Source organism: Escherichia sp. E.sYA108 (assembly GCF_011754335.1).
In the GTDB taxonomy this organism is placed as follows: domain Bacteria; phylum Pseudomonadota; class Gammaproteobacteria; order Enterobacterales; family Enterobacteriaceae; genus Escherichia; species Escherichia coli.
The window spans coordinates 4,113,178-4,136,761 of record NZ_JAAQVZ010000001.1; the positions used below are offsets into that span (position 1 = coordinate 4,113,178).

At 48.7% G+C, this 23,584-nt stretch carries 25 protein-coding genes; 17 read left to right on the top strand and 8 right to left on the bottom strand.

Annotated elements, in window-relative coordinates; all coding sequences use genetic code 11:
- Positions 1–32 precede the first annotated feature (32 nt).
- Positions 33–2,462 carry an ATP-dependent helicase HrpB gene (gene hrpB, locus HBM92_RS19735; RefSeq protein ID WP_001443168.1) on the bottom strand — a complete coding sequence of 810 codons (2,430 nt, stop codon included), beginning with the start codon at positions 2,460–2,462 and terminating at the stop codon, positions 33–35.
- Between the two features lie 73 nt (positions 2,463–2,535).
- Here hrpB and thpR point away from each other — a divergent pair, with 73 nt between their 5' ends.
- The 15 genes from thpR to panC all read left to right on the top strand — a co-directional run bounded on the left by thpR (position 2,536) and on the right by panC (position 16,650).
- Complete coding sequence (gene thpR / locus HBM92_RS19740; protein WP_001294708.1) at positions 2,536–3,066, top strand: RNA 2',3'-cyclic phosphodiesterase; 531 nt, start codon at positions 2,536–2,538, stop codon at positions 3,064–3,066.
- A gap of 14 nt (positions 3,067–3,080) precedes the next feature.
- A complete protein-coding gene (sfsA, locus tag HBM92_RS19745) occupies positions 3,081–3,785 on the top strand; it encodes a DNA/RNA nuclease SfsA (protein ID WP_000396047.1) in 705 nt (234 codons plus the stop codon).
- Between the two features lie 177 nt (positions 3,786–3,962).
- Entirely contained in the window at positions 3,963–4,418 is a 456-nt protein-coding gene (gene dksA, locus HBM92_RS19750; RefSeq protein ID WP_001155227.1) for an RNA polymerase-binding protein DksA, read from the top strand.
- 66 nt (positions 4,419–4,484) lie between these two features.
- Complete coding sequence (gene gluQRS / locus HBM92_RS19755; RefSeq protein ID WP_011076177.1) at positions 4,485–5,381, top strand: tRNA glutamyl-Q(34) synthetase GluQRS; 897 nt, start codon at positions 4,485–4,487, stop codon at positions 5,379–5,381.
- Between the two features lie 59 nt (positions 5,382–5,440).
- Positions 5,441–6,838 (top strand): polynucleotide adenylyltransferase PcnB, encoded by a 1,398-nt coding sequence (gene pcnB, locus HBM92_RS19760; RefSeq protein WP_010723084.1) that lies wholly within the window; start codon positions 5,441–5,443, stop codon positions 6,836–6,838.
- Positions 6,835–7,314 carry a 2-amino-4-hydroxy-6-hydroxymethyldihydropteridine diphosphokinase gene (folK, locus tag HBM92_RS19765; RefSeq protein WP_000215151.1) on the top strand — a complete coding sequence of 160 codons (480 nt, stop codon included), beginning with the start codon at positions 6,835–6,837 and terminating at the stop codon, positions 7,312–7,314. The genes pcnB and folK overlap by 4 nt, the downstream gene beginning before the upstream one ends.
- A 363-nt stretch (positions 7,315–7,677) precedes the next feature.
- On the top strand, positions 7,678–8,268 hold the full coding sequence (locus HBM92_RS19770) for a fimbrial protein (RefSeq protein ID WP_001314434.1): 591 nt from the start codon (positions 7,678–7,680) through the stop codon (positions 8,266–8,268).
- Between the two features lie 108 nt (positions 8,269–8,376).
- A complete protein-coding gene (locus HBM92_RS19775) occupies positions 8,377–9,117 on the top strand; it encodes a fimbrial chaperone (protein ID WP_000465919.1) in 741 nt (246 codons plus the stop codon).
- Between the two features lie 34 nt (positions 9,118–9,151).
- Positions 9,152–11,740, top strand: a complete 2,589-nt coding sequence (locus HBM92_RS19780; RefSeq protein ID WP_000153313.1) for an outer membrane usher protein — start codon at positions 9,152–9,154, stop codon at positions 11,738–11,740.
- A 16-nt stretch (positions 11,741–11,756) separates the two neighbouring features.
- Positions 11,757–12,323: a fimbrial protein gene (locus HBM92_RS19785; protein WP_000591068.1), complete on the top strand. Its 567-nt coding sequence runs from the start codon at positions 11,757–11,759 to the stop codon at positions 12,321–12,323.
- Positions 12,324–12,334: 11 nt separating this feature from the next.
- The gene (gene yadL, locus HBM92_RS19790; protein ID WP_001528517.1) at positions 12,335–12,943 is read left to right on the top strand and encodes a fimbrial-like protein YadL; all 609 of its coding nucleotides are present in this window, start codon (positions 12,335–12,337) and stop codon (positions 12,941–12,943) included.
- Positions 12,944–12,969: 26 nt separating this feature from the next.
- On the top strand, positions 12,970–13,566 hold the full coding sequence (locus tag HBM92_RS19795; protein WP_001247917.1) for a fimbrial-like protein: 597 nt from the start codon (positions 12,970–12,972) through the stop codon (positions 13,564–13,566).
- Between the two features lie 25 nt (positions 13,567–13,591).
- Positions 13,592–14,881 carry a fimbrial-like adhesin gene (locus tag HBM92_RS19800; RefSeq protein WP_011076176.1) on the top strand — a complete coding sequence of 430 codons (1,290 nt, stop codon included), beginning with the start codon at positions 13,592–13,594 and terminating at the stop codon, positions 14,879–14,881.
- 111 nt (positions 14,882–14,992) lie between these two features.
- Positions 14,993–15,787, top strand: a complete 795-nt coding sequence (gene panB / locus HBM92_RS19805; RefSeq protein WP_000805462.1) for a 3-methyl-2-oxobutanoate hydroxymethyltransferase — start codon at positions 14,993–14,995, stop codon at positions 15,785–15,787.
- An 11-nt stretch (positions 15,788–15,798) separates the two neighbouring features.
- Positions 15,799–16,650, top strand: coding sequence for a pantoate--beta-alanine ligase (gene panC, locus HBM92_RS19810; protein WP_000905370.1), 852 nt, complete (start codon positions 15,799–15,801; stop codon positions 16,648–16,650).
- 81 nt (positions 16,651–16,731) lie between these two features.
- On the opposite strand, the gene HBM92_RS19815 is transcribed toward panC, so the two are convergent.
- Complete coding sequence (locus HBM92_RS19815; protein ID WP_000404128.1) at positions 16,732–16,929, bottom strand: hypothetical protein; 198 nt, start codon at positions 16,927–16,929, stop codon at positions 16,732–16,734.
- Between the two features lie 68 nt (positions 16,930–16,997).
- A complete protein-coding gene (locus HBM92_RS19820; RefSeq protein ID WP_000339907.1) occupies positions 16,998–17,954 on the bottom strand; it encodes an Rpn family recombination-promoting nuclease/putative transposase in 957 nt (318 codons plus the stop codon).
- A 273-nt stretch (positions 17,955–18,227) separates the two neighbouring features.
- Between HBM92_RS19820 and panD the strand changes: the two genes are divergently transcribed.
- The gene (panD, locus tag HBM92_RS19825) at positions 18,228–18,608 is read left to right on the top strand and encodes an aspartate 1-decarboxylase (RefSeq protein ID WP_000621515.1); all 381 of its coding nucleotides are present in this window, start codon (positions 18,228–18,230) and stop codon (positions 18,606–18,608) included.
- A 3-nt stretch (positions 18,609–18,611) separates the two neighbouring features.
- On the opposite strand, the gene HBM92_RS19830 is transcribed toward panD, so the two are convergent.
- The 4 genes from HBM92_RS19830 to HBM92_RS19845 all read right to left on the bottom strand — a co-directional run bounded on the left by HBM92_RS19830 (position 18,612) and on the right by HBM92_RS19845 (position 22,143).
- Positions 18,612–19,841, bottom strand: coding sequence for a polysaccharide deacetylase family protein (locus HBM92_RS19830; protein WP_000277856.1), 1,230 nt, complete (start codon positions 19,839–19,841; stop codon positions 18,612–18,614).
- 63 nt (positions 19,842–19,904) lie between these two features.
- Complete coding sequence (locus HBM92_RS19835; RefSeq protein ID WP_000901995.1) at positions 19,905–20,345, bottom strand: PTS sugar transporter subunit IIA; 441 nt, start codon at positions 20,343–20,345, stop codon at positions 19,905–19,907.
- A gap of 104 nt (positions 20,346–20,449) precedes the next feature.
- On the bottom strand, positions 20,450–21,220 hold the full coding sequence (locus HBM92_RS19840; RefSeq protein ID WP_000972203.1) for an ABC transporter permease: 771 nt from the start codon (positions 21,218–21,220) through the stop codon (positions 20,450–20,452).
- Complete coding sequence (locus tag HBM92_RS19845) at positions 21,217–22,143, bottom strand: ABC transporter ATP-binding protein (RefSeq protein WP_000150638.1); 927 nt, start codon at positions 22,141–22,143, stop codon at positions 21,217–21,219. Before HBM92_RS19845 ends, HBM92_RS19840 begins: the two co-directional genes overlap by 4 nt.
- 108 nt (positions 22,144–22,251) lie before the next feature.
- On the opposite strand from HBM92_RS19845, the gene can reads away from it, so the two are divergent.
- The gene (gene can / locus HBM92_RS19850; protein ID WP_000651600.1) at positions 22,252–22,914 is read left to right on the top strand and encodes a carbonate dehydratase; all 663 of its coding nucleotides are present in this window, start codon (positions 22,252–22,254) and stop codon (positions 22,912–22,914) included.
- Between the two features lie 40 nt (positions 22,915–22,954).
- Here the strand turns inward: can and hpt are convergent, their stop codons facing one another.
- Complete coding sequence (gene hpt, locus HBM92_RS19855) at positions 22,955–23,491, bottom strand: hypoxanthine phosphoribosyltransferase (protein ID WP_000683335.1); 537 nt, start codon at positions 23,489–23,491, stop codon at positions 22,955–22,957.
- Positions 23,492–23,584 lie beyond the last annotated feature (93 nt).

Genomic DNA, 23,584 nt, shown 5'->3' on the forward strand with positions numbered 1-23,584 from the left:
GAAGAAGATATCTCTCAAATTTGCTTTGGTCTTCACGAATACTTTTTCGTTCGTCGCGTCGGTGCGGTGTTTGCCGGGTCGTCCGGCCAGACATGTTTGGGATAACGCCCTTTCATCTCTTTTTGCACCTCACGGTACGCTCCTTTCCAGAAGGCGCTCAAATCACGCGTGATTTGCAGCGGCCTTTGGGCAGGGGAAAGCAACTCCAGCACCAACGGTACGCGCCCCTGGGCGATAGTCGGATTAGTGGCCTCACCAAACATCTCCTGCATTCTCACCGCCAGCGCGGGCGGGTTATCTTCATGGTAACGAATGGCGATCCGGCTTCCCGTCGGCACAGTGTAATGCGCAGGCAATTCACTATCCAGACGTTGCTGCATTACCCAATCAAGTAATCCACGCAGTGCCTGATAAATATCGAGTGATTTCAGGCCGCGTAGCGAATGTACGCCTGTCATATGCGGCAGTAGCCACGTTTCCAGCGTCGCCAACAAACTTTCATCATCAACCGCTGGCCAGTCATATTCCGGCAACCACTTTGCGGCGCATAACAAACGCAAGCGTAGCTGTTCCGCTTCCGCCGTCCAGTTGAGCACGCTTAAACCTTTATCACGAATGCCGTTAAGCATCGCCTGATGCAACTCGTCTTCCGAGGGTTTCGCCAGCGGTTGCACTTTAACCATCAACTGACCAATTTGCAGCCGACGCCAGGCTTTCAGCGTACCTTGCGCGTCATCCCACGCCACAGTGTCAGACTGCTGTACCAGCTGCGGGCAGCGTTGTACTAACTCATCAATATCGACCGGCAGCGCCAGTAAAATCCGCGCATCCGGCGAGGCGCTGCCCTGCAATAATAACGGTGCGATCAACCATTCGTGGCGGCTTAGCGCATCGTCGGCATCGAGCATCGCCCCCATGCCGTTCGCCAGTTGATAGCGTTCATCTTGCCCACGGCGACGAGCAATGCGATCGGCATACGCTCTGGCAAGTAGCGGCGCGATAAGCGAACTGTCTGCCTCACCGCCGCGTACGTTTAAGCGTTTTAACAGTTGCTGACTACGTTGCTGCCAGGCGGGTTGATTGCGCGAAAACGCCACGCCCAGGTCACTATTGCCCATCCGTGGCGGCTCTTCGAGAATGGCGGCAATTTTTGCCGCGGTAGCAGCTTCGTCGTCGTTCTTCGCGCTAACCAGCATTGCCGCTAAACGCGGATCGTTACCCAGCGCTGCCATTTTTTGCCCTTGCGCGCTTAGGCGTTCGCCATCCAGCGCCCCCAGCATCTGTAACAGGCGTTTCGCGGCCAGTAGATTCACCGTTGGCGGTTGATCCAGCCAGCTCATCTGCGCCGGATCGCCGCATCCCCATTGCAGTAATTCCATCAGCAAACCGGAAAGATCGCTTTGTAAGATCTCCGGTTCACTTTGCGCGGCAGCGCGTTCTGCTTGTTCTTTGGCGATTAAATGCAGGCAGATACCCGGCTCCAGACGCCCGGCACGCCCGGCACGTTGCGTCATCGACGCCTGACTAACGCGTTGAGTAATCAACCGCGTAAGCCCTGTACGCGGATCAAAACGCGCCACCCTTTCCTGGGCACAATCCACCACCAGACGAATACCTTCGATGGTTAAACTTGTTTCAGCAATATTGGTCGCCAGCACCACTTTGCGCATCCCTTGCGGTGCCGGGAGGATCGCTTTTCGCTGATCGTTCAGCGACAACGCGCCATACAGCGGGCAGAGCAACACATCACTGCCGATGCGTGAAGTCAGTTGTTCCTGCACACGCTGAATTTCTCCGACGCCAGGTAAAAATAACAGTAATGATCCACTTTCCTGACGCAGCATTTCGGCGGTAGCAACCGCGACGGCTTCGTCAAAACGCTGATGAGCGGGCAGCGGCAAATAACGGCGTTCAACCGGAAACGAGCGCCCTTCTGAGATGACGACGGGCGCTTCTGGCAGCATTTGCTGCAAGCGGTCGTTGTCCAGCGTAGCCGACATAATCAGCAGTTTAAGGTCATCACGCAGACCTTGTTGCACATCGAGTAACAACGCCAATGCCAAATCCGCCTGCAAGCTGCGCTCATGAAATTCATCAAGGATCACCAATCCAACACCACTCAGTTCCGGGTCACGCTGGATCATCCGCGTCAGCACGCCTTCGGTAATCACTTCCAGGCGGGTATTCGGCCCGACGCAGTTTTGCGCACGCATCCGGTAGCCAACGGTATCGCCTGGCTTTTCGTTAAGCAGCTCCGCCAGTCGTTGCGCAACGTTACGCGCCGCCAGACGACGCGGCTCCAGCAGGATAATTTTCCCGTTAATGCCGGGATGCGCCAGCAGTTGCAGCGGCAGCCAGGTTGATTTCCCGGCCCCGGTCGGCGCACTTAATAACACCTGCGATGCACCATCGAGGGCAGCAAGTAACTCAGGTAAGACGGCAGCAACGGGCAACGACGACACAAAACGCTCCAGAGGGTTAACATTCTTCGCGCCACATTGTAGCATCGCGGTAATTCATAACCGAGTGCCTCACATGTCTGAACCGCAACGGCTGTTCTTTGCTATCGACTTACCTGCAGAAATCCGCGAACAGATTATCCGCTGGCGCGCCACACACTTCCCACCTGAGGCGGGACGTCCGGTCGCCGCCGATAATTTGCATCTGACTCTGGCATTTTTAGGCGAAGTGAGCGCAGAGAAAGAGAAGGCGCTTTCTCTTTTAGCCGGACGGATTCGTCAACCTGGTTTCACACTCACGCTTGATGACGCCGGTCAATGGCTGCGTTCGCGTGTGGTGTGGTTAGGGATGCGACAGCCGCCTCGCGGCTTAATCCAGCTGGCGAATATGCTCCGCTCACAGGCTGCCCGCAGCGGTTGTTTTCAAAGCAATCGTCCGTTTCATCCACATATTACCTTATTGCGCGACGCCAGCGAGGCGGTGACAATCCCGCCGCCAGGTTTTAACTGGTCGTATACGGTGACGGAGTTCACCCTTTACGCCTCCTCGTTTGCCCGTGGACGCACACGCTACACGCCGCTAAAACGCTGGGCGCTAACGCAATAACAAGGATTGTCGCAATGGAATTTTCTCCCCCTCTACAGCGCGCGACGCTAATTCAGCGTTACAAACGTTTTTTAGCCGATGTGATCACACCCGATGGTCGCGAATTAACGCTACACTGCCCGAATACGGGTGCGATGACCGGTTGTGCAACGCCTGGCGATACCGTCTGGTATTCGACTTCAGACAACACCAAACGGAAATACCCACACACCTGGGAATTAACTCAAAGCCAGAGCGGCGCAATTATTTGCGTCAATACGCTTTGGGCTAACAGGTTGACGAAAGAGGCTATCCTTAATGAATCAATTTCAGAGCTGGCAGGCTATAGCTCGCTGAAAAGCGAAGTAAAATACGGCGCCGAACGCAGCCGTATTGACTTTATGTTGCAGGCGGATTCGCGTCCAGACTGCTATATTGAAGTGAAATCGGTTACGTTAGCGGAGAACGAACAGGGATATTTTCCCGATGCGGTCACTGAACGAGGTCAGAAACACCTTCGGGAGTTGATGAGCGTAGCGGCTGAAGGCCAGCGTGCGGTTATCTTTTTCGCCGTGCTGCATTCAGCCATTACACGGTTTTCACCCGCGCGCCACATCGATGAGAAATACGCGCAACTATTGTCAGAAGCTCAACAGAGGGGGGTAGAAATTCTGGCTTACAAAGCGGAACTTTCTGCCGAAGGCATGGCTCTTAAAAAATCACTACCGGTTACATTGTAGTAGAGTAAGTAACTGGTTAATTTACATTCTGGTCGCGTGCGCAAATACGCTTTTCCTCACACAGTTGTCAAGTGTTACGTTTAGATAATTGCTATCCGGAAAAGCATCTGCTATTTATAGCGGCCTCATTTTTCCCCCGAACATGGGGATCGATAGTGCGTGTTAAGGAGAAGCAACATGCAAGAAGGGCAAAACCGTAAAACATCGTCCCTGAGTATTCTCGCCATCGCTGGGGTGGAACCATATCAGGAGAAGCCGGGCGAAGAGTATATGAATGAAGCCCAGCTGGCGCACTTCCGTCGTATTCTGGAAGCATGGCGTAATCAACTCAGGGATGAAGTCGATCGCACCGTTACACATATGCAGGATGAAGCAGCCAACTTCCCGGACCCGGTAGACCGTGCAGCCCAGGAAGAAGAGTTCAGCCTCGAACTGCGTAACCGCGATCGCGAGCGTAAGCTGATCAAAAAGATCGAGAAGACGCTGAAAAAAGTGGAAGACGAAGATTTCGGCTACTGCGAATCCTGCGGTGTTGAAATCGGTATTCGCCGTCTGGAAGCGCGCCCGACAGCCGATCTGTGCATCGACTGCAAAACGCTGGCTGAAATTCGCGAAAAACAGATGGCTGGCTAATTACAGCCGTTCCATCACGTTTACCACAGGCGGGAAATGCTCCCGCCTTATTTTTTGTTCAAAGAGATGACAGACACACACTATATTGGCCGCTTCGCCCCCTCTCCTTCCGGCGAGCTTCATTTTGGTTCTCTGATTGCTGCGCTTGGCAGCTATTTGCAGGCTCGCGCCCGGCAAGGTCGCTGGCTGGTACGCATTGAAGATATCGACCCGCCTCGTGAAGTTCCCGGTGCCGCAGAAACTATCCTGCGCCAGCTGGAACATTACGGCCTGTACTGGGACGGCGACGTTCTCTGGCAATCGCAACGTCACCACGCCTATCGCGAAGCACTCGCCTGGTTACATGAGCAAGGACTAAGTTATTACTGCACCTGCACGCGTGCGCGTATTCAAAGCATTGGCGGTATTTACGACGGTCATTGCCGGGATTTGCATCATGGACCAGACAACGCCGCAGTACGTATCCGCCAGCAGCATCCGGTCACCCAGTTTACTGATCTGCTGCGAGGCATTATTCACGCCGACGAAAAACTGGCACGGGAAGATTTTATTATTCATCGCCGTGATGGTTTGTTTGCCTATAACCTGGCGGTGGTGGTGGATGATCACTTCCAGGGCGTGAGCGAAATTGTCCGCGGGGCAGATTTGATCGAACCGACGGTGCGGCAAATCTCGCTGTACCAGCTTTTTGGCTGGAAAGTGCCAGATTACATCCATTTACCGCTGGCGCTTAATCCACAAGGCGCTAAACTTTCCAAGCAGAATCATGCGCCTGCGTTGCCGAAAGGCGATCCGCGCCCGGTGTTAATCGCGGCACTTCATTTTCTGGGTCAGCAGGTAGAAACACACTGGCAGGATTTCAGCGTCGAGCAAATCCTTCAGTCAGCCGTCAAAAACTGGACGCTGACCGCCGTGCCTGAGTCGGCAATTGTAAATTCAACATTCTCAAATGCGTCATGCTGAGCTATGATTAGCCGCTATTTTTTTGTCCTGAATGATGTTTGACACTACCGAGGTGTACTATTTTTACCCGAGTCGCTAATTTTTGCCGCAAGGTGCTAAGCCGCGAGGAAAGCGAGGCTGAACAGGCAGTCGCCCGTCCACAGGTGACGGTGATCCCGCGTGAGCAGCATGCTATTTCCCGCAAAGATATCAGTGAAAATGCCCTGAAGGTAATGTACAGGCTCAATAAAGCGGGATACGAAGCCTGGCTGGTTGGCGGCGGCGTGCGCGACCTGTTACTTGGCAAAAAGCCGAAAGATTTTGACGTGACCACCAACGCCACGCCAGAGCAGGTGCGCAAACTGTTCCGTAACTGCCGCCTGGTGGGTCGCCGTTTCCGTCTGGCTCATGTGATGTTTGGCCCGGAGATTATCGAAGTTGCGACCTTCCGTGGACATCACGAAGGTAACGTCAGCGACCGCACGACCTCCCAACGCGGGCAAAACGGCATGTTGCTGCGCGACAACATTTTCGGCTCCATCGAAGAAGACGCCCAGCGCCGCGATTTCACTATCAACAGCCTGTATTACAGCGTGGCAGATTTTACCGTCCGTGATTACGTTGGCGGCATGAAGGATCTGAAAGACGGCGTTATCCGTCTGATTGGTAACCCGGAAACGCGCTACCGTGAAGATCCGGTACGTATGCTCCGCGCGGTTCGTTTTGCCGCCAAATTGGGCATGCGCATCAGCCCGGAAACCGCAGAACCGATCCCTCGCCTCGCTACCCTGCTGAACGATATCCCACCGGCACGCCTGTTTGAAGAATCGCTTAAACTGCTACAAGCGGGCTACGGTTACGAAACCTATAAGCTGCTGTGTGAATATCATCTGTTCCAGCCGCTGTTCCCGACCATTACCCGCTACTTCACGGAAAATGGCGACAGCCCGATGGAACGCATTATTGAGCAGGTACTGAAGAATACCGATACGCGTATCCATAACGATATGCGCGTGAACCCGGCGTTCCTGTTTGCCGCCATGTTCTGGTACCCATTGCTGGAGACGGCACAGAAGATCGCCCAGGAAAGCGGCCTGACCTATCACGACGCTTTCGCACTGGCGATGAACGACGTGCTGGACGAAGCCTGCCGTTCACTGGCGATCCCGAAACGGCTGACCACGCTAACCCGCGATATCTGGCAGTTGCAGTTGCGTATGTCCCGTCGTCAGGGTAAACGCGCATGGAAACTGCTGGAGCATCCTAAGTTCCGTGCGGCATACGACCTGTTGGCCTTACGAGCCGAAGTTGAGCGTAACGCTGAACTGCAACGTCTGGTGAAATGGTGGGGTGAGTTCCAGGTTTCCGCGCCACCAGACCAAAAAGGGATGCTTAACGAACTGGATGAAGAACCGTCACCGCGTCGTCGTACTCGTCGTCCACGCAAACGCGCACCGCGTCGTGAGGGTACCGCATGACAGTGGCGTATATTGCCATAGGCAGCAATCTGGCCTCTCCGCTGGAGCAGGTCAATGCTGCCCTGAAAGCATTAGGCGATATTCCAGAAAGCCGCATTCTTGCTGTTTCTTCGTTTTACCGCACCCCACCGCTGGGGCCGCAAGATCAACCCGATTACTTAAATGCCGCCGTCGCGCTGAAAACCACTCTTGCCCCTGAAGAGCTACTCAATCACACACAACGTATCGAATTGCAGCAAGGTCGCGTCCGTAAAGCTGAACGCTGGGGACCGCGCACGCTGGATCTCGACATCATGCTGTTTGGTAATGAAGTAATAAATACCGAACGTCTGACCGTTCCGCACTACGATATGAAAAATCGCGGCTTTATGCTGTGGCCACTGTTTGAAATTGCGCCGGAATTGGTATTTCCTGATGGCTTATCATTAGTTGAAGCTCTACAGGCAAAAGGCTTTAATGAATTAGATAAGTGGTAATTATTTTTCGTGTGAATATAAATATATTCCGAAAAATAACCTTAAGCTATTGCAAATAATAATATATTTAAGATAAATAAAAACACAGAAAATATAATATACCTTCCCGAAATTCTAATTCCATACACCACTCCCTTAATTTTTTAAAGTTAATTTTACTAATTTTCATATTTAGTAAAATTAAATTGCATATGTCATGGCATTATGCAAAATAGCTGTCCCAATGATGAATGAATGTAATACTTAGTAAAAAACAAACAAACATCATTAACAAAGTAACGTTCAGTTACATGGCATTGCATCAAAATCTCATCATCATGCAATGCTGTTATCTGCTTTATGGAATATTACTCAAGGATTTTTATGTCTAAAAAATTAGGTTTTGCGCTGTCCGGTATTATGTTGGCAATGGCTGCTGGTACTGCATTTGCTGCTAACGATATGGACGGCGGTCAATTAAATATTAGCGGTCTGGTCGTTGATAACACTTGTGAAGCTCGTGTTGATGGCGGTAACAAAGACGGTCTGATCCTGCTGCAAACCGCTACTGTTGCTGAAATTACTGATGGTGTACTGGATACCACTGTAGGTGCTAAAGCTAAACCATTCAGCATTACTATTGACTGCAGCAAAGCTAACCCGGCTCCGGGTACTACTGCAAAAATGACCTTCGGTTCTGTTTTCTTTGGTAACAGCAAAGGAACACTGAACAACGACATGTCTATTAACACCCCGTCTGACGGCGTAAATATCGCTCTGCACAATATTGAAGGTTCTACTATTAAACAGGTTCAGGTCAATAATCCGGGTGATGTTTACAGCAAAACTCTGGATTCAACGTCTAAATCTGCAACCTACGATTTTAAAGCATCCTATGTTCGTGCGGATGCAAGCAAAGCAGCTACTGCCGGTTATGTAAAAACCAACTCAGCATATACCATTACTTACCAGTAAATATCAACCGCTTAAATTGATCGGGTGAATATATACAGGGAATAACATCAAATATTTTTACTTTTGATAATTATTCCCTGTTTTAATTAATTCTGTAAGGAATGGTTTATGTTTTTTAATACTAAACATACCGCAGCATTGTGCTTAGCGAGCTGTATGGCTTTTAGCTCATCAGCTATTGCAGACATCGTAATTTCAGGTACACGCGTAGTTTATAAAAGCGAACAAAAAAGCGTCAATGTACGTCTGGAAAATAAAGGCAATAACCCATTGCTGGTTCAGAGTTGGTTAGATACTGGAGATGATAACGCTGAACCAGGCAGTATTACTGTCCCCTTTACCGCTACGCCACCAGTATCACGTATTGATGCTAAACGTGGCCAAACAATCAAACTGATGTACACCGCCAGTAGTGCTCTGCCAAAAGACAGAGAAAGTGTGTTCTGGTTTAACGTACTGGAAGTTCCACCAAAACCCGATGCAGCAAAAGCAGCAAATCAAAGCCTGCTACAACTGGCATTTCGCACACGTATAAAACTGTTCTATCGCCCGGAAGGATTGAGTGGAATTTCATCTGATGCACCATTGGCTCTGAAGTGGTCCTGGGCAACATCTGAAGGCAAAGCAGCATTACGCGTTGATAACCCTACGCCCTACTATGTCTCTTTTAGCAGTGGTGATTTAGAAGCCAACGGCAAACGCTATCCCCTGGATATGACAATGATTGCGCCGTTCAGTAACGACGTCATCAAGGTAAATGGGATGAGTGGCAGAACAAGCTCTGCAAAAGTGCATTTTTTCGCCATTAATGATTTTGGTGGATCTATTGAAGGCAACGCCAACCTTTAATCTGGCAAGGATATAACACAGCAGGAAGCAGAACGTGACTATTAAATCTACTAATCACCTTACCCACATCGCCACGTTTTGCGCTCTGCTGTATAGCAATAGTGCTTTATGCGCTGAACTCGTCGAATATGACCATACATTTCTGATGGGAAAGGATGCTTCAAATATCGACCTTAGTCGGTATACAGAAGGCAATCCCACACTACCTGGCATTTACGATGTCAGTGTGTATGTTAACGATCAACCCATCATGAGCCAAAGCATTGCTTTTGCTGTTATTGAAGGTAAAAAGAACGCTCAGGCCTGCATTACGCAGAAAAATTTATTGCAATTTCATATCAGTTCACCAGACAAGAATAGCGAAAAAGCCATTTTGCTTAAGCGAGACGACGATCTTGGTGATTGCCTCAATCTGGCTGAAATGATCCCTCAATCATCCATTCGTTACGATGTTAACGATCAACGCCTGGATATCGATGTCCCCCAGGCATGGATTATGAAGAATTATCAAAACTATGTTGATCCCTCTTTGTGGGAAAATGGCATTAATGCAGCCATGCTTTCCTACAACCTCAATGGATATCACAGTGAAAGTCCAGGCAGAACAAATGACAGTATCTATGCGGCATTCAACGGTGGGATAAACTTAGGCGCGTGGCGGTTACGTGCCTCAGGTAACTACAACTGGATGACCAATGTCCATAGCGATTACGATTTTCAGAATCGCTATTTACAACGCGATCTTGCGTCACTACGTTCACAACTGGTTATTGGTGAATCTTACACGACCGGCGAGACCTTCGATTCAGTCAGCATTCGCGGTATTCGCTTATACAGTGACAGTCGAATGCTGCCTCCGGTATTAGCCAGTTTTGCGCCAATCATTCATGGCGTAGCGAATACCAATGCCAAAGTAACCGTTATGCAAAATGGTTATAAGATCTATGAAACGACGGTGCCGCCAGGGGCTTTTGCCATTGACGATCTTAGCCCGTCAGGTTATGGCAGCGATCTCATTGTGACTATCGAAGAAGCTGATGGCACAAAACGGACGTTCTCCCAGCCATTTTCATCTGTTGTGCAAATGCTGCGCCCTGGCGTTGGTCGCTGGGATATTAGCGCCGGTCAGGTTTTAAAAGACAGTATCCAGGATGAGCCTAATTTATTTCAAGCCAGCTACTACTATGGTTTGAATAACTACCTGACAGGATATACCGGTATTCAGCTAACTGATAATAACTATACCGCCGGATTGCTGGGGCTTGGTATGAATACCCCCGTGGGGGCTTTTTCTGTCGATGTTACTCACTCAAATGTCAGCATTCCGGACGATAAAACCTATCAAGGACAAAGCTACCGTATTTCCTGGAACAAGTTATTTGAAAATACCAGTACATCATTAAATATCGCGGCCTATCGCTACTCCACCCAGCATTATCTGGGCCTCAATGATGCGCTGACGCTGATTGATGAAGTAGAACATCCTGAGCAAGATCTTGAGCCTAAATCCATGCGCAATTACTCGCGCATGAAAAATCAGGTCACGGTCAGTATCAACCAACCGCTGAAATTTGAGAAAAAGGATTACGGTTCATTTTATCTCTCGGGAAGCTGGTCAGATTACTGGGCCTCCGGGCAAAACAGTACTAATTACTCTATTGGTTATAGCAATAGTGCGTCCTGGGGCAGTTACAGTATCAGTGCTCAACGTTCGTTGAATGAAGATGGTCAAACCGACGATAGCATTTATCTCAGCTTCACGATTCCAATAGAAAATTTACTGGGTACGGAACACCGTAGCTCCGGCTTCCAGAGTATTGATACACAATTAAACAGCGACTTTAAGGGTAATAACCAACTCAATATCAGCAGTAGTGGTTACAGCGATACCAATCGCATCAGCTACAGCGTAAACACGGGTTATATGATGAATAAATCCAGTGATGATTTGAGTTATATCGGCGGTTATGCCAGTTATGAATCGCCGTGGGGAACGCTGTCAGGTTCAGCCTCAGCAAGTAGTGATAATAGTCGCCAATTCTCACTCAATACTGATGGTGGATTTGTGTTACATAGCGGCGGGCTGACGTTCAGTAATGACAGTTTTAGTGATTCCGACACTCTGGCTGTCATTCAGGCGCCAGGAGCAAAAGGCGCTCGTATTAACTACGGAAACAGCACCGTAGACCGCTGGGGTTATGGTGTGACCAGCGCCCTTTCGCCATACCATGAAAATCGTATCGCACTGGACATTAACGATCTGGAAAACGATGTTGAATTGAAAAGCACCAGTACTGTCGCCGTCCCGCGCCAGGGAGCCGTCGTCTTTGCTGATTTTGAAACAGTTCAGGGACAATCGGCAATTATGAATATCGTGCGAAGCGATGGTAAAAATATTCCATTTGCAGCGGATATTTATGATGAACAAAACAATATCATCGGCAACGTAGGTCAGGGTGGTCAGGCCTTTGTTCGCGGCATCGAACAGGAAGGAAATATACGAATTACCTGGATTGAAGAGGGCAAACCAGTCAGTTGTTTTGCTCATTACCAACAAAACACGACATCAGAAAAAATAGCACAATCTATTATTCTTAACGGGCTTCGTTGTCAGATACAGTAACTACAAGGGACTTCCAATGATAAAAATCACACCACATAAAATAACAATACTCATGGGACTATTGTTATCGCCTTCGGTATTTGCAACGGATGTTAATGTCGATTTTACCGCTACCGTGAAAGCAACAACCTGTAATATTACACTTACCGGAACTAATGTCACTGATAATGGAAATGATAAGTACACCTTAGTTATTCCCTCGATGGGAATGGATAAAATAGCCAATAAAACAGCACAATCTGAAGCCAACTTTAAATTGGTAGCCAATGGATGCAGCAGTGGAATTAGCTGGATTGATACAACCCTGACAGGAAATCAATCAGGAAGTTCACCCGCGCTAATTATCCCCCTGGCCAGTGATACAACCTCCACTACAAGCTATATCGGAATGGGATTTAAAAGGAAAGCGACCTCAGGCGATACATTTCTGAAACCCAATAGCACAGAATACATACGCTGGAGTGCATCAGAAATTAGCACCGATGGACTTGAGATGACTGTCGCACTGCGTGAAACAAGTGTAGGGCAAGGTGTTCCAGGCAAGTTTCGCGCACTGGCAACTTTTAACTTCAGCTATCAATAACAAGGATGACAATGATGATATTAAAAAAATTATGTTATGGATTATCGGGTAGTCTATTTCTGGCTTCATCACTGTTTACCATTCCTTCGCATGCAGCCACTGACAGTATTGGCCTGACTGTTACTACTGACGTAGAAATGGGTACCTGTACATCAACGTTGACTGATGACGGTACAACTAAAATTTCCACCATCAATTTCGGTGATGTATATATTTCTGAAATTAATGCCAAAACTAAAATTAAAACCTTCAAATTACAGTTCAAAGACTGTGCGGGGATTCCCGGGAAAAAGGCAAAAATAAAATTGACTACACGAGCATTATGTGAAGGTAATTCTAATAATGGTCCTGGATTTGCTAACGCATCAACGGCAACAGCAAAAGCAGCGGCGGTCGCCGTTGAGGTCTGGAGCACATCTACGCCAGGTAAGAACGGCGCTAAACAATTCAGTTGTGTCACCCCCGCAACAGAAGAAGTCAGTATTGCTAATGCAACGGGCAGCAATGTTGTCGATTACCCAATGAGTGCGGTGTTGGTGGTCGCAAAAGATAAAACTGTCACAAATGTCACTGCGGGTGATTTCACTGCCCCGGCAACATTCACCGTGACTTATAACTAACAGGCAGACTGATTCAGGAACTAAATATGCGTCCCACTCAACGTAATCTGATGAAAAAATCAATTCTGCTTCTGTCGTTGCTATTCAGCGCCACTTCCCCTGTGGTTGCAGGACAGGATGTTGACATTGTTGCAAATATAAAAAATAACACCTGCCAAAGTGGAATCAGCAACAACGGAAATATTGATTTAGGTGTCGTTGGCGTGGGCGATTTTACCGGAAACATTTCAGCCGAAAATTATCACCCCGGTGGAAAAGAATTCACTATTACAGTACAGGACTGCACACTTCAGGGCACAGGGAATGTGTTAAATCAGTTACATATTAATTTTCGCGCACTTAGTGGCGTAATGGCGACAGGTTCCAGTCAAATATTCGCTAATGAAGACAACGCCGGGGCTAAAAATGTTGGGGTAGTTATATTTTCTATTCAGGACCCGGCAAATACCTTCAACGTTCTTAGTGCCACTGGTAGCTCACGTTCCGTTTATCCGGTCATGTCATCAGCACTAAACAATTCATCCTGGAAATTTAGCACCCGAATGCAAAAAATCGATCCAGCGCTGAATGTCACCTCTGGCCCACTGATAAGCCATGTGTTAGTGGATATTTACTACGAATAACAGACAAAGTGCTACAAGTATTATCTTGCAGCATGACAATGGAGTAAAAATGAAGACATTCTTCAGATACTTTCTTTTTTTAGCACTATGCTCTTGTTGTTATACAGCAAGTGCCGGCACCGATGATAACGTCAGCTATCTTGTTGGGAATGATTACGGAGTGGGTCCGGGAGACCAAAAGTGGAGAGAAACAGGCCCCAGTGCAGACATTACTGTCAAATTCAGGTATTCAACAAGCACAAATAACTTAGTTTTTTATAAACCAACCCAACTCGGACCAACAGGTGTGTCATTATACTGGTCTCAGTTAAATAGCGCTTCAGGTGGAGGTTACCTTTACTGCAACAGAAGTAACACTGCAAGCGGTGAGCCTATGGCAATTGAAAATCAAATGGTTGATTCGGGTAAACGTTATGGCGGGCATAAACTATTTGAAACATCTGTCCCAGGCCTGTATTATACATTAAAGATATCAAACATTTGGTCATCATACACCACAACCAATATCAGTTCATCAGGTATGTATATCGGCGATTCTCCAACTCAATATTTTCGGTGGATCCCCGAAAGTGAAGCCACTCTATATTGGTCTTGTAACAATGCAAACTCATCTAATAAATACTGGGCCGTAGGTGGAGTTTGGCAGTCGCTCACGGTGGAATTTTATACCGATACCAACTTTGACCCCACAAAGACAAACAAGGTAACATTATCTAAGCCGGGTGGTTATCTCTACTCATTCAAAGGATATGGTCTTGGTGGCGGTATCAACGGGCACAGCTATTTCCTTAAAATAGATTTTGACCTGGATAATATGACGTTATCCAACCCAACGTGTTTTACTGCTGCACTTACTGGCCCATCGGTAAGTGGTTCAACGGTTAAAATGGGTGATTATAGCCCTGCACAAATAAAAAATGGCGCAACAGCGGTTCCTTTTGATATCACGCTACAGAACTGTATTCGTGTTCGCAATATAGAAACAAAACTCAAGTCAAACAAGGTGGGTAGTGTAAGCAAAGAACTTCTGGCTAACACACTCACAGGAAATGACGCAGCAAAAGGCGTTGGCGTACTGATTGAAGGTTTAAAAAACACTAAAAGTGCACAAATGGTACTGAAACCAAATGATTCAACGTCTGTTTATAAAGATTACGAAACAGAAGATGACACTACCGGAGGAATTTACCCGGATAAAGGAAACGGTACCTCACAACCTCTTCATTTCCAGGCTACATTAAAACAAGACGGTAATATTGCTATAGAACCGGGGGATTTTAAAGCCACCAGCACTTTTCAGGTTACCTACCCCTGATAACACTATCGCACCGCCAGACAACGGCGGTGCGATACGGATAAATCATTGCCCCCACCAATGTGACTGATAAAATGCGAGACAGCACAACATCATTTATCAGGATACGCTATGAAACCAACCACGATTGCTTCATTGCAGAAATGCAAGCAGGATAAAAAGCGTTTTGCGACCATCACCGCTTACGACTACAGCTTCGCTAAACTGTTTGCCGAAGAAGGACTTAACGTCATGCTGGTAGGCGATTCACTGGGCATGACGGTTCAGGGGCATGACTCCACGCTACCGGTTACCGTTGCTGATATCGCCTATCACACCGCCGCTGTGCGCCGCGGTGCGCCAAACTGCCTTCTGTTAGCAGACCTGCCATTTATGGCGTATGCCACGCCGGAACAAGCCTTTGAAAACGCCGCAACGGTAATGCGTGCCGGAGCCAACATGGTCAAAATTGAAGGCGGTGAGTGGCTGGTGGAAACCGTACAAATGCTGACCGAACGTGCCGTTCCAGTTTGTGGTCATTTAGGCCTAACCCCACAGTCAGTGAATATTTTCGGTGGCTACAAAGTCCAGGGGCGCGGCGATGAAGCGGGCGATCGACTGCTCAGCGATGCATTGGCATTAGAAGCTGCTGGGGCACAACTGCTGGTACTGGAGTGCGTGCCGGTTGAACTGGCAAAACGCATTACCGAAGCACTGGCAATCCCGGTTATCGGTATTGGCGCAGGCAACGTCACTGACGGGCAAATTCTCGTGATGCACGACGCGTTCGGCATTACCGGCGGTCATATTCCTAAATTCGCCAAAAATTTCCTCGCCGAAACGGGCGACATCCGCGCGGCTGTGCGGCAGTATATGGCTGAAGTGGAGTCCGGCGTTTACCCGGGCGAAGAACACAGTTTCCATTAAGGAGTGACGTTGTGTTAATTATCGAAACCCTGCCGCTGCTGCGTCAGCAAATCCGCCGCCTGCGTATGGAAGGTAAGCGCGTGGCGCTGGTGCCCACCATGGGTAACCTGCACGACGGCCATATGAAGCTGGTCGACGAAGCCAAAGCCCGCGCCGATGTGGTCGTCGTCAGTATTTTCGTTAACCCAATGCAGTTTGACCGCCCGGAAGATCTGGCACGTTATCCACGGACCTTGCAAGAGGACTGCGAAAAGCTGAACAAACGTAAAGTGGATTTAGTTTTCGCGCCTTCGGTAAAAGAGATCTACCCGAACGGTACTGAAACCCACACCTATGTTGATGTTCCCGGTCTTTCCACCATGCTGGAAGGTGCCAGCCGTCCGGGACATTTTCGCGGCGTTTCGACTATTGTCAGCAAGCTGTTCAACCTGGTCCAGCCAGATATCGCTTGCTTCGGTGAAAAAGATTTTCAGCAACTGGCACTGATCCGCAAAATGGTTGCCGATATGGGCTTTGATATTGAGATTGTCGGCGTGCCGATTATGCGCGCCAAAGACGGTCTGGCGCTGAGTTCCCGTAACGGTTATCTGACGGCGGAACAACGCAAAATTGCGCCCGGTCTGTACAAGGTTTTAAGTTCGATTGCCGATAAATTACAGGCTGGTGAACGGGATCTCGATGAAATTATTGCTATTGCCGGGCAAGAACTGAATGAAAAAGGCTTCCGCGCCGATGATATTCAGATTCGCGATGCCGACACATTGCTGGAAGTCTCTGAAAACAGCAAACGTGCAGTGATTCTGGTAGCCGCCTGGCTTGGCGATGCCCGCCTGATCGACAACAAAATGGTCGAACTGGCGTAATACTTAACTGGCGCTACGGCTGATGGCGCCAGTTATTCATTGCCACGTCATCTGTAAGCAATTATTCATATCGTAGACAACTTAGTTAGAGTTAATTAGCTTATCAATCTCTGCAAGAGATAAAGCTGTCACCTCTGCAACGTCTTCCCGAGACATCCCTTTATTCAGAAAACGTTGGGCGAATTCCTGACTTACCTCCTGTCTAACCGCCTGCCTTCCCTTCTCTTCAAACCACTGCGCCAACGTCTGCCTGGTTTCTCTCCGTGTCTTTATTTCCATATGTTCCCTTAATTATCTGGTCAGTTAACAATAACAATTATCTGGCTAAAACTGATAATGCAGATAACTTAGTTAATCAGTTTATCAATCTCAGCAAGAGGTAAATTTGCCATCTCTGCAACGTCTTCCCGAGGCATTCCTTTACTTAGAAGACGCAGGGCGAATTCCTGACTTACTTCCTGTCTTCCCTGCTGAATCCCCTTCTCAATCCCTTTCTCCATTCCCTTCTCAATTCCCTTCTCAATTCCCTTCTCAATTCCCTTCTCAATTCCCTTCTCTTCAAACCACTGCGCCAGCGTCATCATAGACTTCCCTCCCGTTTCCCTGTCTCTCAGCACACCATAAAACAAATCCGCTTGTTCAGTATGACCGCGTTGCAGCATATAGTTTTGCATGGCAACTAACTGACTTCCGCTAGTGTACCCTTCGTCAATCAGCGTGACCAGTTGCTCCAGCAATAACATTAAGTCGCGCTGGCGAATATGTTTTTGCAGCAGTTCGAGAATCGCAATCCGCCGATGTTGCATGATTTCGTCATCCGGTGTGATAGTGATATCCACCAGCGGGAAAGGACTGTTATAGACGCGTCGCGCCAGTTCCGGTGAGTAAAACATATCAAACCAGCACATTGATAGCGGATAAGGTGTGGCCTCGCCCTGATAAAACAGAATTGGCACCACCAGCGGCAGCTTATCGTGGTCAGCCTCCAGATGCCGGTGCATGGCAGCAATAGAATAACGCATCATGCGAAAGGCCATTTTCTTATCCGGCTTGCTTTGATGTTCAATCACAACATGCAAATAACCGGGGTTGCCCTGCATTTGCACGGAATAAAGCACGTCAGTGCTGTGCCCTTTCAGGCTTTCTTCAATAAAACTCCCCGACTCAAGATGCAGCGTGTCGAGGTCACACAGTTCGCGTAGCTCCGCTGGCAAATGGATATCCAGAAAGTCGCGAGCCGTTTCCGCATGCATTAAAAATTGTTTAAACACCGCATCATGCGGTGTGGTACTCGGTGCATCCATCTTCCCTGCCTTCCGTGTGGTCTTGCGTGAAGGCAGTATCCAGTCATGGTGTGCCGTCGTCAGCCGCCTCTTTAGTGTTTACCGAGCAGCGTTCAGATAAATTTCAATTGGTTACAGGCGTTACATGGCACGCTTCGGCACGGTACGCAAACTGCTGCTGCAAATGCCGTCAGATGAGTAGACACTAAACAAAAATCGGGCAATACTGCGTGAGAATTTCCTCAAAGCAGGCATCGCCTGCTTCGTTAACGACAGGGTAGAAAGGTAGAAGTTATGATTCGCACGATGCTGCAGGGCAAACTCCACCGCGTGAAAGTGACTCATGCGGACCTGCACTATGAAGGTTCTTGCGCCATTGATCAGGATTTTCTTGACGCAGCCGGTATTCTCGAAAACGAAGCCATTGATATCTGGAATGTCACCAACGGCAAGCGTTTCTCCACCTATGCCATCGCGGCAGAACGCGGTTCGAGAATTATTTCTGTTAACGGTGCGGCGGCCCACTGCGCCAGCGTCGGCGATATTGTCATCATCGCCAGCTTCGTTACCATGCCAGATGAAGAAGCTCGCACCTGGCGACCCAACGTCGCCTATTTTGAAGGCGACAACGAAATGAAACGTACCGCGAAAGCGATTCCGGTACAGGTTGCCTGATTGTTATCCCTGCGGCTGGTTACTCACCAGCCGCGACATCGTCTCCAGCGAATCCGTTCTTAAGATATAAAGTCGTTTTAGTAACAACGGATTATCCCCCGGTTTTACTTTGCCTTTCATGGTCGTCACCGCCAGGTGAAATCCGGCTTCTTTTGCTGCCTTCACGGCTTTGTCATTAAATCCGCCAAATGGATAAGAAAGATACAAAACATGTGGATTAAATTGCGCCAGAGCGCGGCGTGAACGTGCAAAATCAAACAGAATATTGTGCTCACTACGGCTCAGCAATATAGGCCGCCGATAACCATCTATCCGATGCAAAAAATGAGTATGTGACTGGAAATCAAATACATCGCGAATTTCGTTAAGTTCAGAAACGCTCATAAATTGCAGCGATTTTGGGTTCCATTTCTGCGGGTGACGTTTGATGCGCGAGGTAACAATAAACGCCGTCGCCTTCATACCATATTGTTTCAACACAGGATACGCATAGCGGCTCACCGACTTGAGGCCATCATCAAAGGTAATTACCACCGCTCGCGCAGGGAGATTGATCTTATTCTTCACGTAACCTTCCAGCTGCGCCATGCTCAGTGTCGCGTATCCCCTGTCGCGCAGCCAGGCCATCTGGTTATTGAAAGCGCGTACCGAGGTGGTCGTCGAAGTATGGCGAAAACGGGTGTTTTCTTCGTCGCGCAAAATATGGTGATAGGTTAGCACCGGCAAGCCATTATCGGGTTGGGCATCCAGCGCGCTGATATAGGCCAGTCGATCGCCAATGCGGATCTGATACCAGGTTTGATTTAACCTGTCTTTCAGTTTATGCAAAATCGGGTAGCGCAAATTGTCCGCCAGTACTCCAAATGGCGCACTGCCCACACTCGGCGCGTTATAAACCGGCGTATCTTTCCAGGTTATTAAGTTCTGATTACTCAGCGGCTTGTTGAGGTCACCTAAACCATCTTCAACTTTTTGTCGCCCCTGAACCGGCTCGAGATGGCCTTTATCGATAAACCCTTTACCAAAGCCAAAATTAAATACGTAATAACTTGCGGCAGTGGGCTCCACGGCAATGATTTGTCCGGCCCGAATATTCCCCACCGTCACCATCTTGTCACCAATTTGCGCCCAGACCGCGGCATTTTCGATGGTTTGCATATAATGGGCAGGTAATGCGGCACTGACGCTTGCGGTAAACAGCATCAGCAGGAGAATAACAGCTTGTTTGTACATGAAAAAATAACCGAGGGTGAAACAACGCTTTTATTGTAGCAAAAGCGTCATCAGAATCGCGGGTTAATACTCATACAAATTATGTTTGAGGACGAAAGGCGGATTTTTTTGTTGTTGGTGCCAAAGACTACTCACCTCCGGCGCACCCAGTTCGACAATATGCTCGCGAAACGCTGAACTGGTCATGGTTTCACGGCAAGCCATCATCTGTTCAATTAACGGTAACGTGACACCAGAAATCACTTCGCAACGGGAGTGTTTGTGGCTTAATAATGAAGCCACGCGGTACGGTGGCGCTCCGGCTATATCGGTTAAAAAGATAACGCCCTCACCAGAGTCCGTTTCATGCAAGGCATCGCACATCATGCGGCTGAGCATATTAGAGGTTAATCCGCGCCAGAAATTCACGGCCCGGCACTGAAGAAGTGCCCCATGTTTTTTCTCCAGCGCATCCAGTATCTCTTGCGCCCGGTCATCGTGACAGGTAATTACCCAACCTAACATCGCCTTCCTCCTTAGCCGAAAATCAGTCTACCCTGACCATTGTTGATAAAGGGTGATAGCCGTCAAAACTCCTCTCCCCCAAATCCAGAGGAGAGGAAATAGCCTTAGCTACGCAAACCACGTCCACGTTGGATCAGCGACCAACAGATCAAATAAAACGCCACAATAAAGACCACCAGTACGCCAAAGGTAGTGACCAGCGGAACATCATTGATACCGAGGAAGCCGTAGCGGAAACCACTGATCATATAAACGATTGGGTTCAGGTGCGACAGCCCTTGCCAGAACGGCGGCAACAAAGTCAGGGAGTAAAACACCCCGCCCAAATACGTGAGTGGCGTTAACACAAAGGTTGGCACCAGGCTGATGTCATCGAACGTTTTGGCAAACACGCCGTTCAGCAAACCCGCAAGGGAGAATAGCACCGCAGTGAGCACCAGGGTTAAGGCAACGAATACCCACGAATGCACCTGAAACGGCACAAAAAACAGTGAAATTGCCGTCACCAAAATACCAACAAACAGACCACGCGCCACGCCACCACCGACATATCCGGCAATAATGACATGAGTCGGAACCGGCGCTACCAGCAGCTCTTCAATATTACGCTGGAACTTGGCACCAAAAAATGATGACGCGACGTTAGCGTAGGCGTTGGTGATCACCGACATCATGATCAGCCCCGGTACGATGAACTGCATGTAGCTGAAGCCATGCATATCGCCAATACGCGAACCAATCAGGTTACCGAAGATAATAAAGTAAAGGGTCATGGTGATGACTGGCGGCACCAGCGTCTGCACCCAGATACGCATAAAGCGATGGATCTCTTTCGCCCAGATGCTTTTTAGCGCCACCCAGTAAAGATGCATCATGTGCGATCTCCTTGTTTTTCATTAACCAGTGAAACAAACAGCTCTTCCAGACGGTTAGCTTTGTTACGCATACTTAATACCTGAATGCCCTGCTCACTTAACTGCGTAAATACGCTGTTGATGCCCTGCTCACGCAGCACTTCAACTTCCAGCGTGGCGGTATCTACCAGTCGATACTGATAGCCATCGAGCTTCGGTAACGGACTTTTCGGTGCGAGATCGAGAATAAAGGTTTCTGATTTCAGCTTCGCCAGCAGCGCCTTCATCGAAGTATTTTCCACCAACTCACCGTGTTGAATAATGCCGATATTGCGGCACAGCATTTCTGCTTCTTCCAGGTAGTGTGTGGTGAGAATGATGGTGGTGCCTTTGTCGTTTAAATCCTTCAAAAAGCCCCACATTGAGCGGCGAAGTTCAATATCCACGCCTGCGGTCGGTTCGTCGAGAATCAGTAGTTTAGGTTCATGCATTAACGCACGGGCAATCATTAAACGGCGCTTCATCCCGCCAGATAACATACGCGCACGTTCGTTGCGTTTTCCCCATAGATCGAGTTGTTTAAGATACTTTTCGCTGCGAATGTACGCTTCTTTGCGCTCCACACCGTAGTACCCTGCCTGATTCACCACAATTTGCTGCACGGTTTCAAACGGGTTGAAGTTAAATTCCTGTGGCACCAGACCCAACTGACGTTTAGCGTTTACGACATCTTTCTCGAGATCGTAACCAAATACGCTGACCCGCCCGGAGGTTTTATTTACCAGAGAGCTGATAATACCGATAGTGGTCGATTTTCCGGCCCCGTTCGGCCCGAGAAGCGCATAAAAATCACCCGCTTCGACCTGCAAATCGATTCCACGAAGCGCCTGAACGCCGCCTGGATAGGTTTTTTTAAGCTGTTGAAGTTCCAGTGCAATGGTCATAAATTTTTACTTACCTTACGTTCTTACACTTTATCTGTGGTTTAAATCGTCCCGGAGTTGCCCTATATTAGCCAAACGTAATTATTTGGTTACAGGTCGTTAACCTCCATGAAAGACATAGATACACTCATCAGCAACAATGCACTATGGTCAAAAATGCTGGTGGAAGAGGATCCCGGGTTTTTTGAGAAACTGGCACAAGCGCAAAAACCGCGCTTTCTATGGATTGGATGTTCCGACAGTCGCGTTCCTGCAGAACGTTTAACCGGTCTTGAGCCGGGCGAACTCTTTGTTCACCGTAATGTTGCTAACCTGGTCATTCACACCGACCTGAACTGCCTTTCCGTGGTTCAGTATGCAGTGGATGTACTCGAAGTTGAACACATTATTATCTGTGGCCACTACGGTTGCGGCGGCGTACAAGCCGCAGTTGAAAACCCGGAACTGGGGCTTATCAACAACTGGCTGCTGCATATCCGCGATATCTGGTTCAAACATAGCTCATTGCTCGGCGAAATGCCGCAAGAGCGCCGTCTGGATACCTTGTGTGAACTGAACGTCATGGAACAGGTGTATAACCTGGGCCACTCCACCATTATGCAATCAGCGTGGAAACGCGGGCAGAAAGTTACCATTCACGGCTGGGCCTACGGCATTCACGACGGCTTGCTGCGTGATCTGGATGTCACAGCGACTAACCGCGAAACCCTTGAGCAACGTTACCGTCACGGGATCTCCAACCTCAAGCTGAAGCACATCAATCACAAATAAATTCGCCATGCCGGATGCAACACATCCGGCAACTTCACACTTACTCGTCCAGCAGAATCACTTTGCCGATATACGGCAGATGACGGTAACGCTGTGCGTAATCAATGCCGTAACCCACCACAAACTCATCCGGGATCGAGAAACCGATAAATTCTACCGGGACGTTCACTTCACGACGGGACGGTTTATCCAGCAGCGTACAAATCGCCAACGACTTCGGTTCGCGCAGGCTTAAGATCTCACGCACTTTCGACAGTGTATTCCCCGAGTCGATGATATCTTCAACAATCAGCACGTCCTTGCCACGGATATCTTCATCCAGATCTTTGAGGATTTTCACATCACGGGTGGTGGACATGCCGCTACCGTAGCTGGAGGCGGTCATAAAGTCGACTTCATGAGATACCTGAACTTCACGGCACAGGTCCGCCATAAACATAAATGAGCCACGCAGCAGACCCACCAGCACCATATCGCTGCCGCTGTCTTTGTAACGCTCAGTAATCTGACGACCCAGTTCGGCGATACGCGCTTTAATCTCCGCTTCGGGGATCATTACTTCTACAGTATGTTTCATATCTATAACCATATGATTTAAAAACAAATCACTTCGCACGGGCAGGTTTCAGCACCGCAACAAAGCGCAAGACACGCAGTATACCAGTAAAAC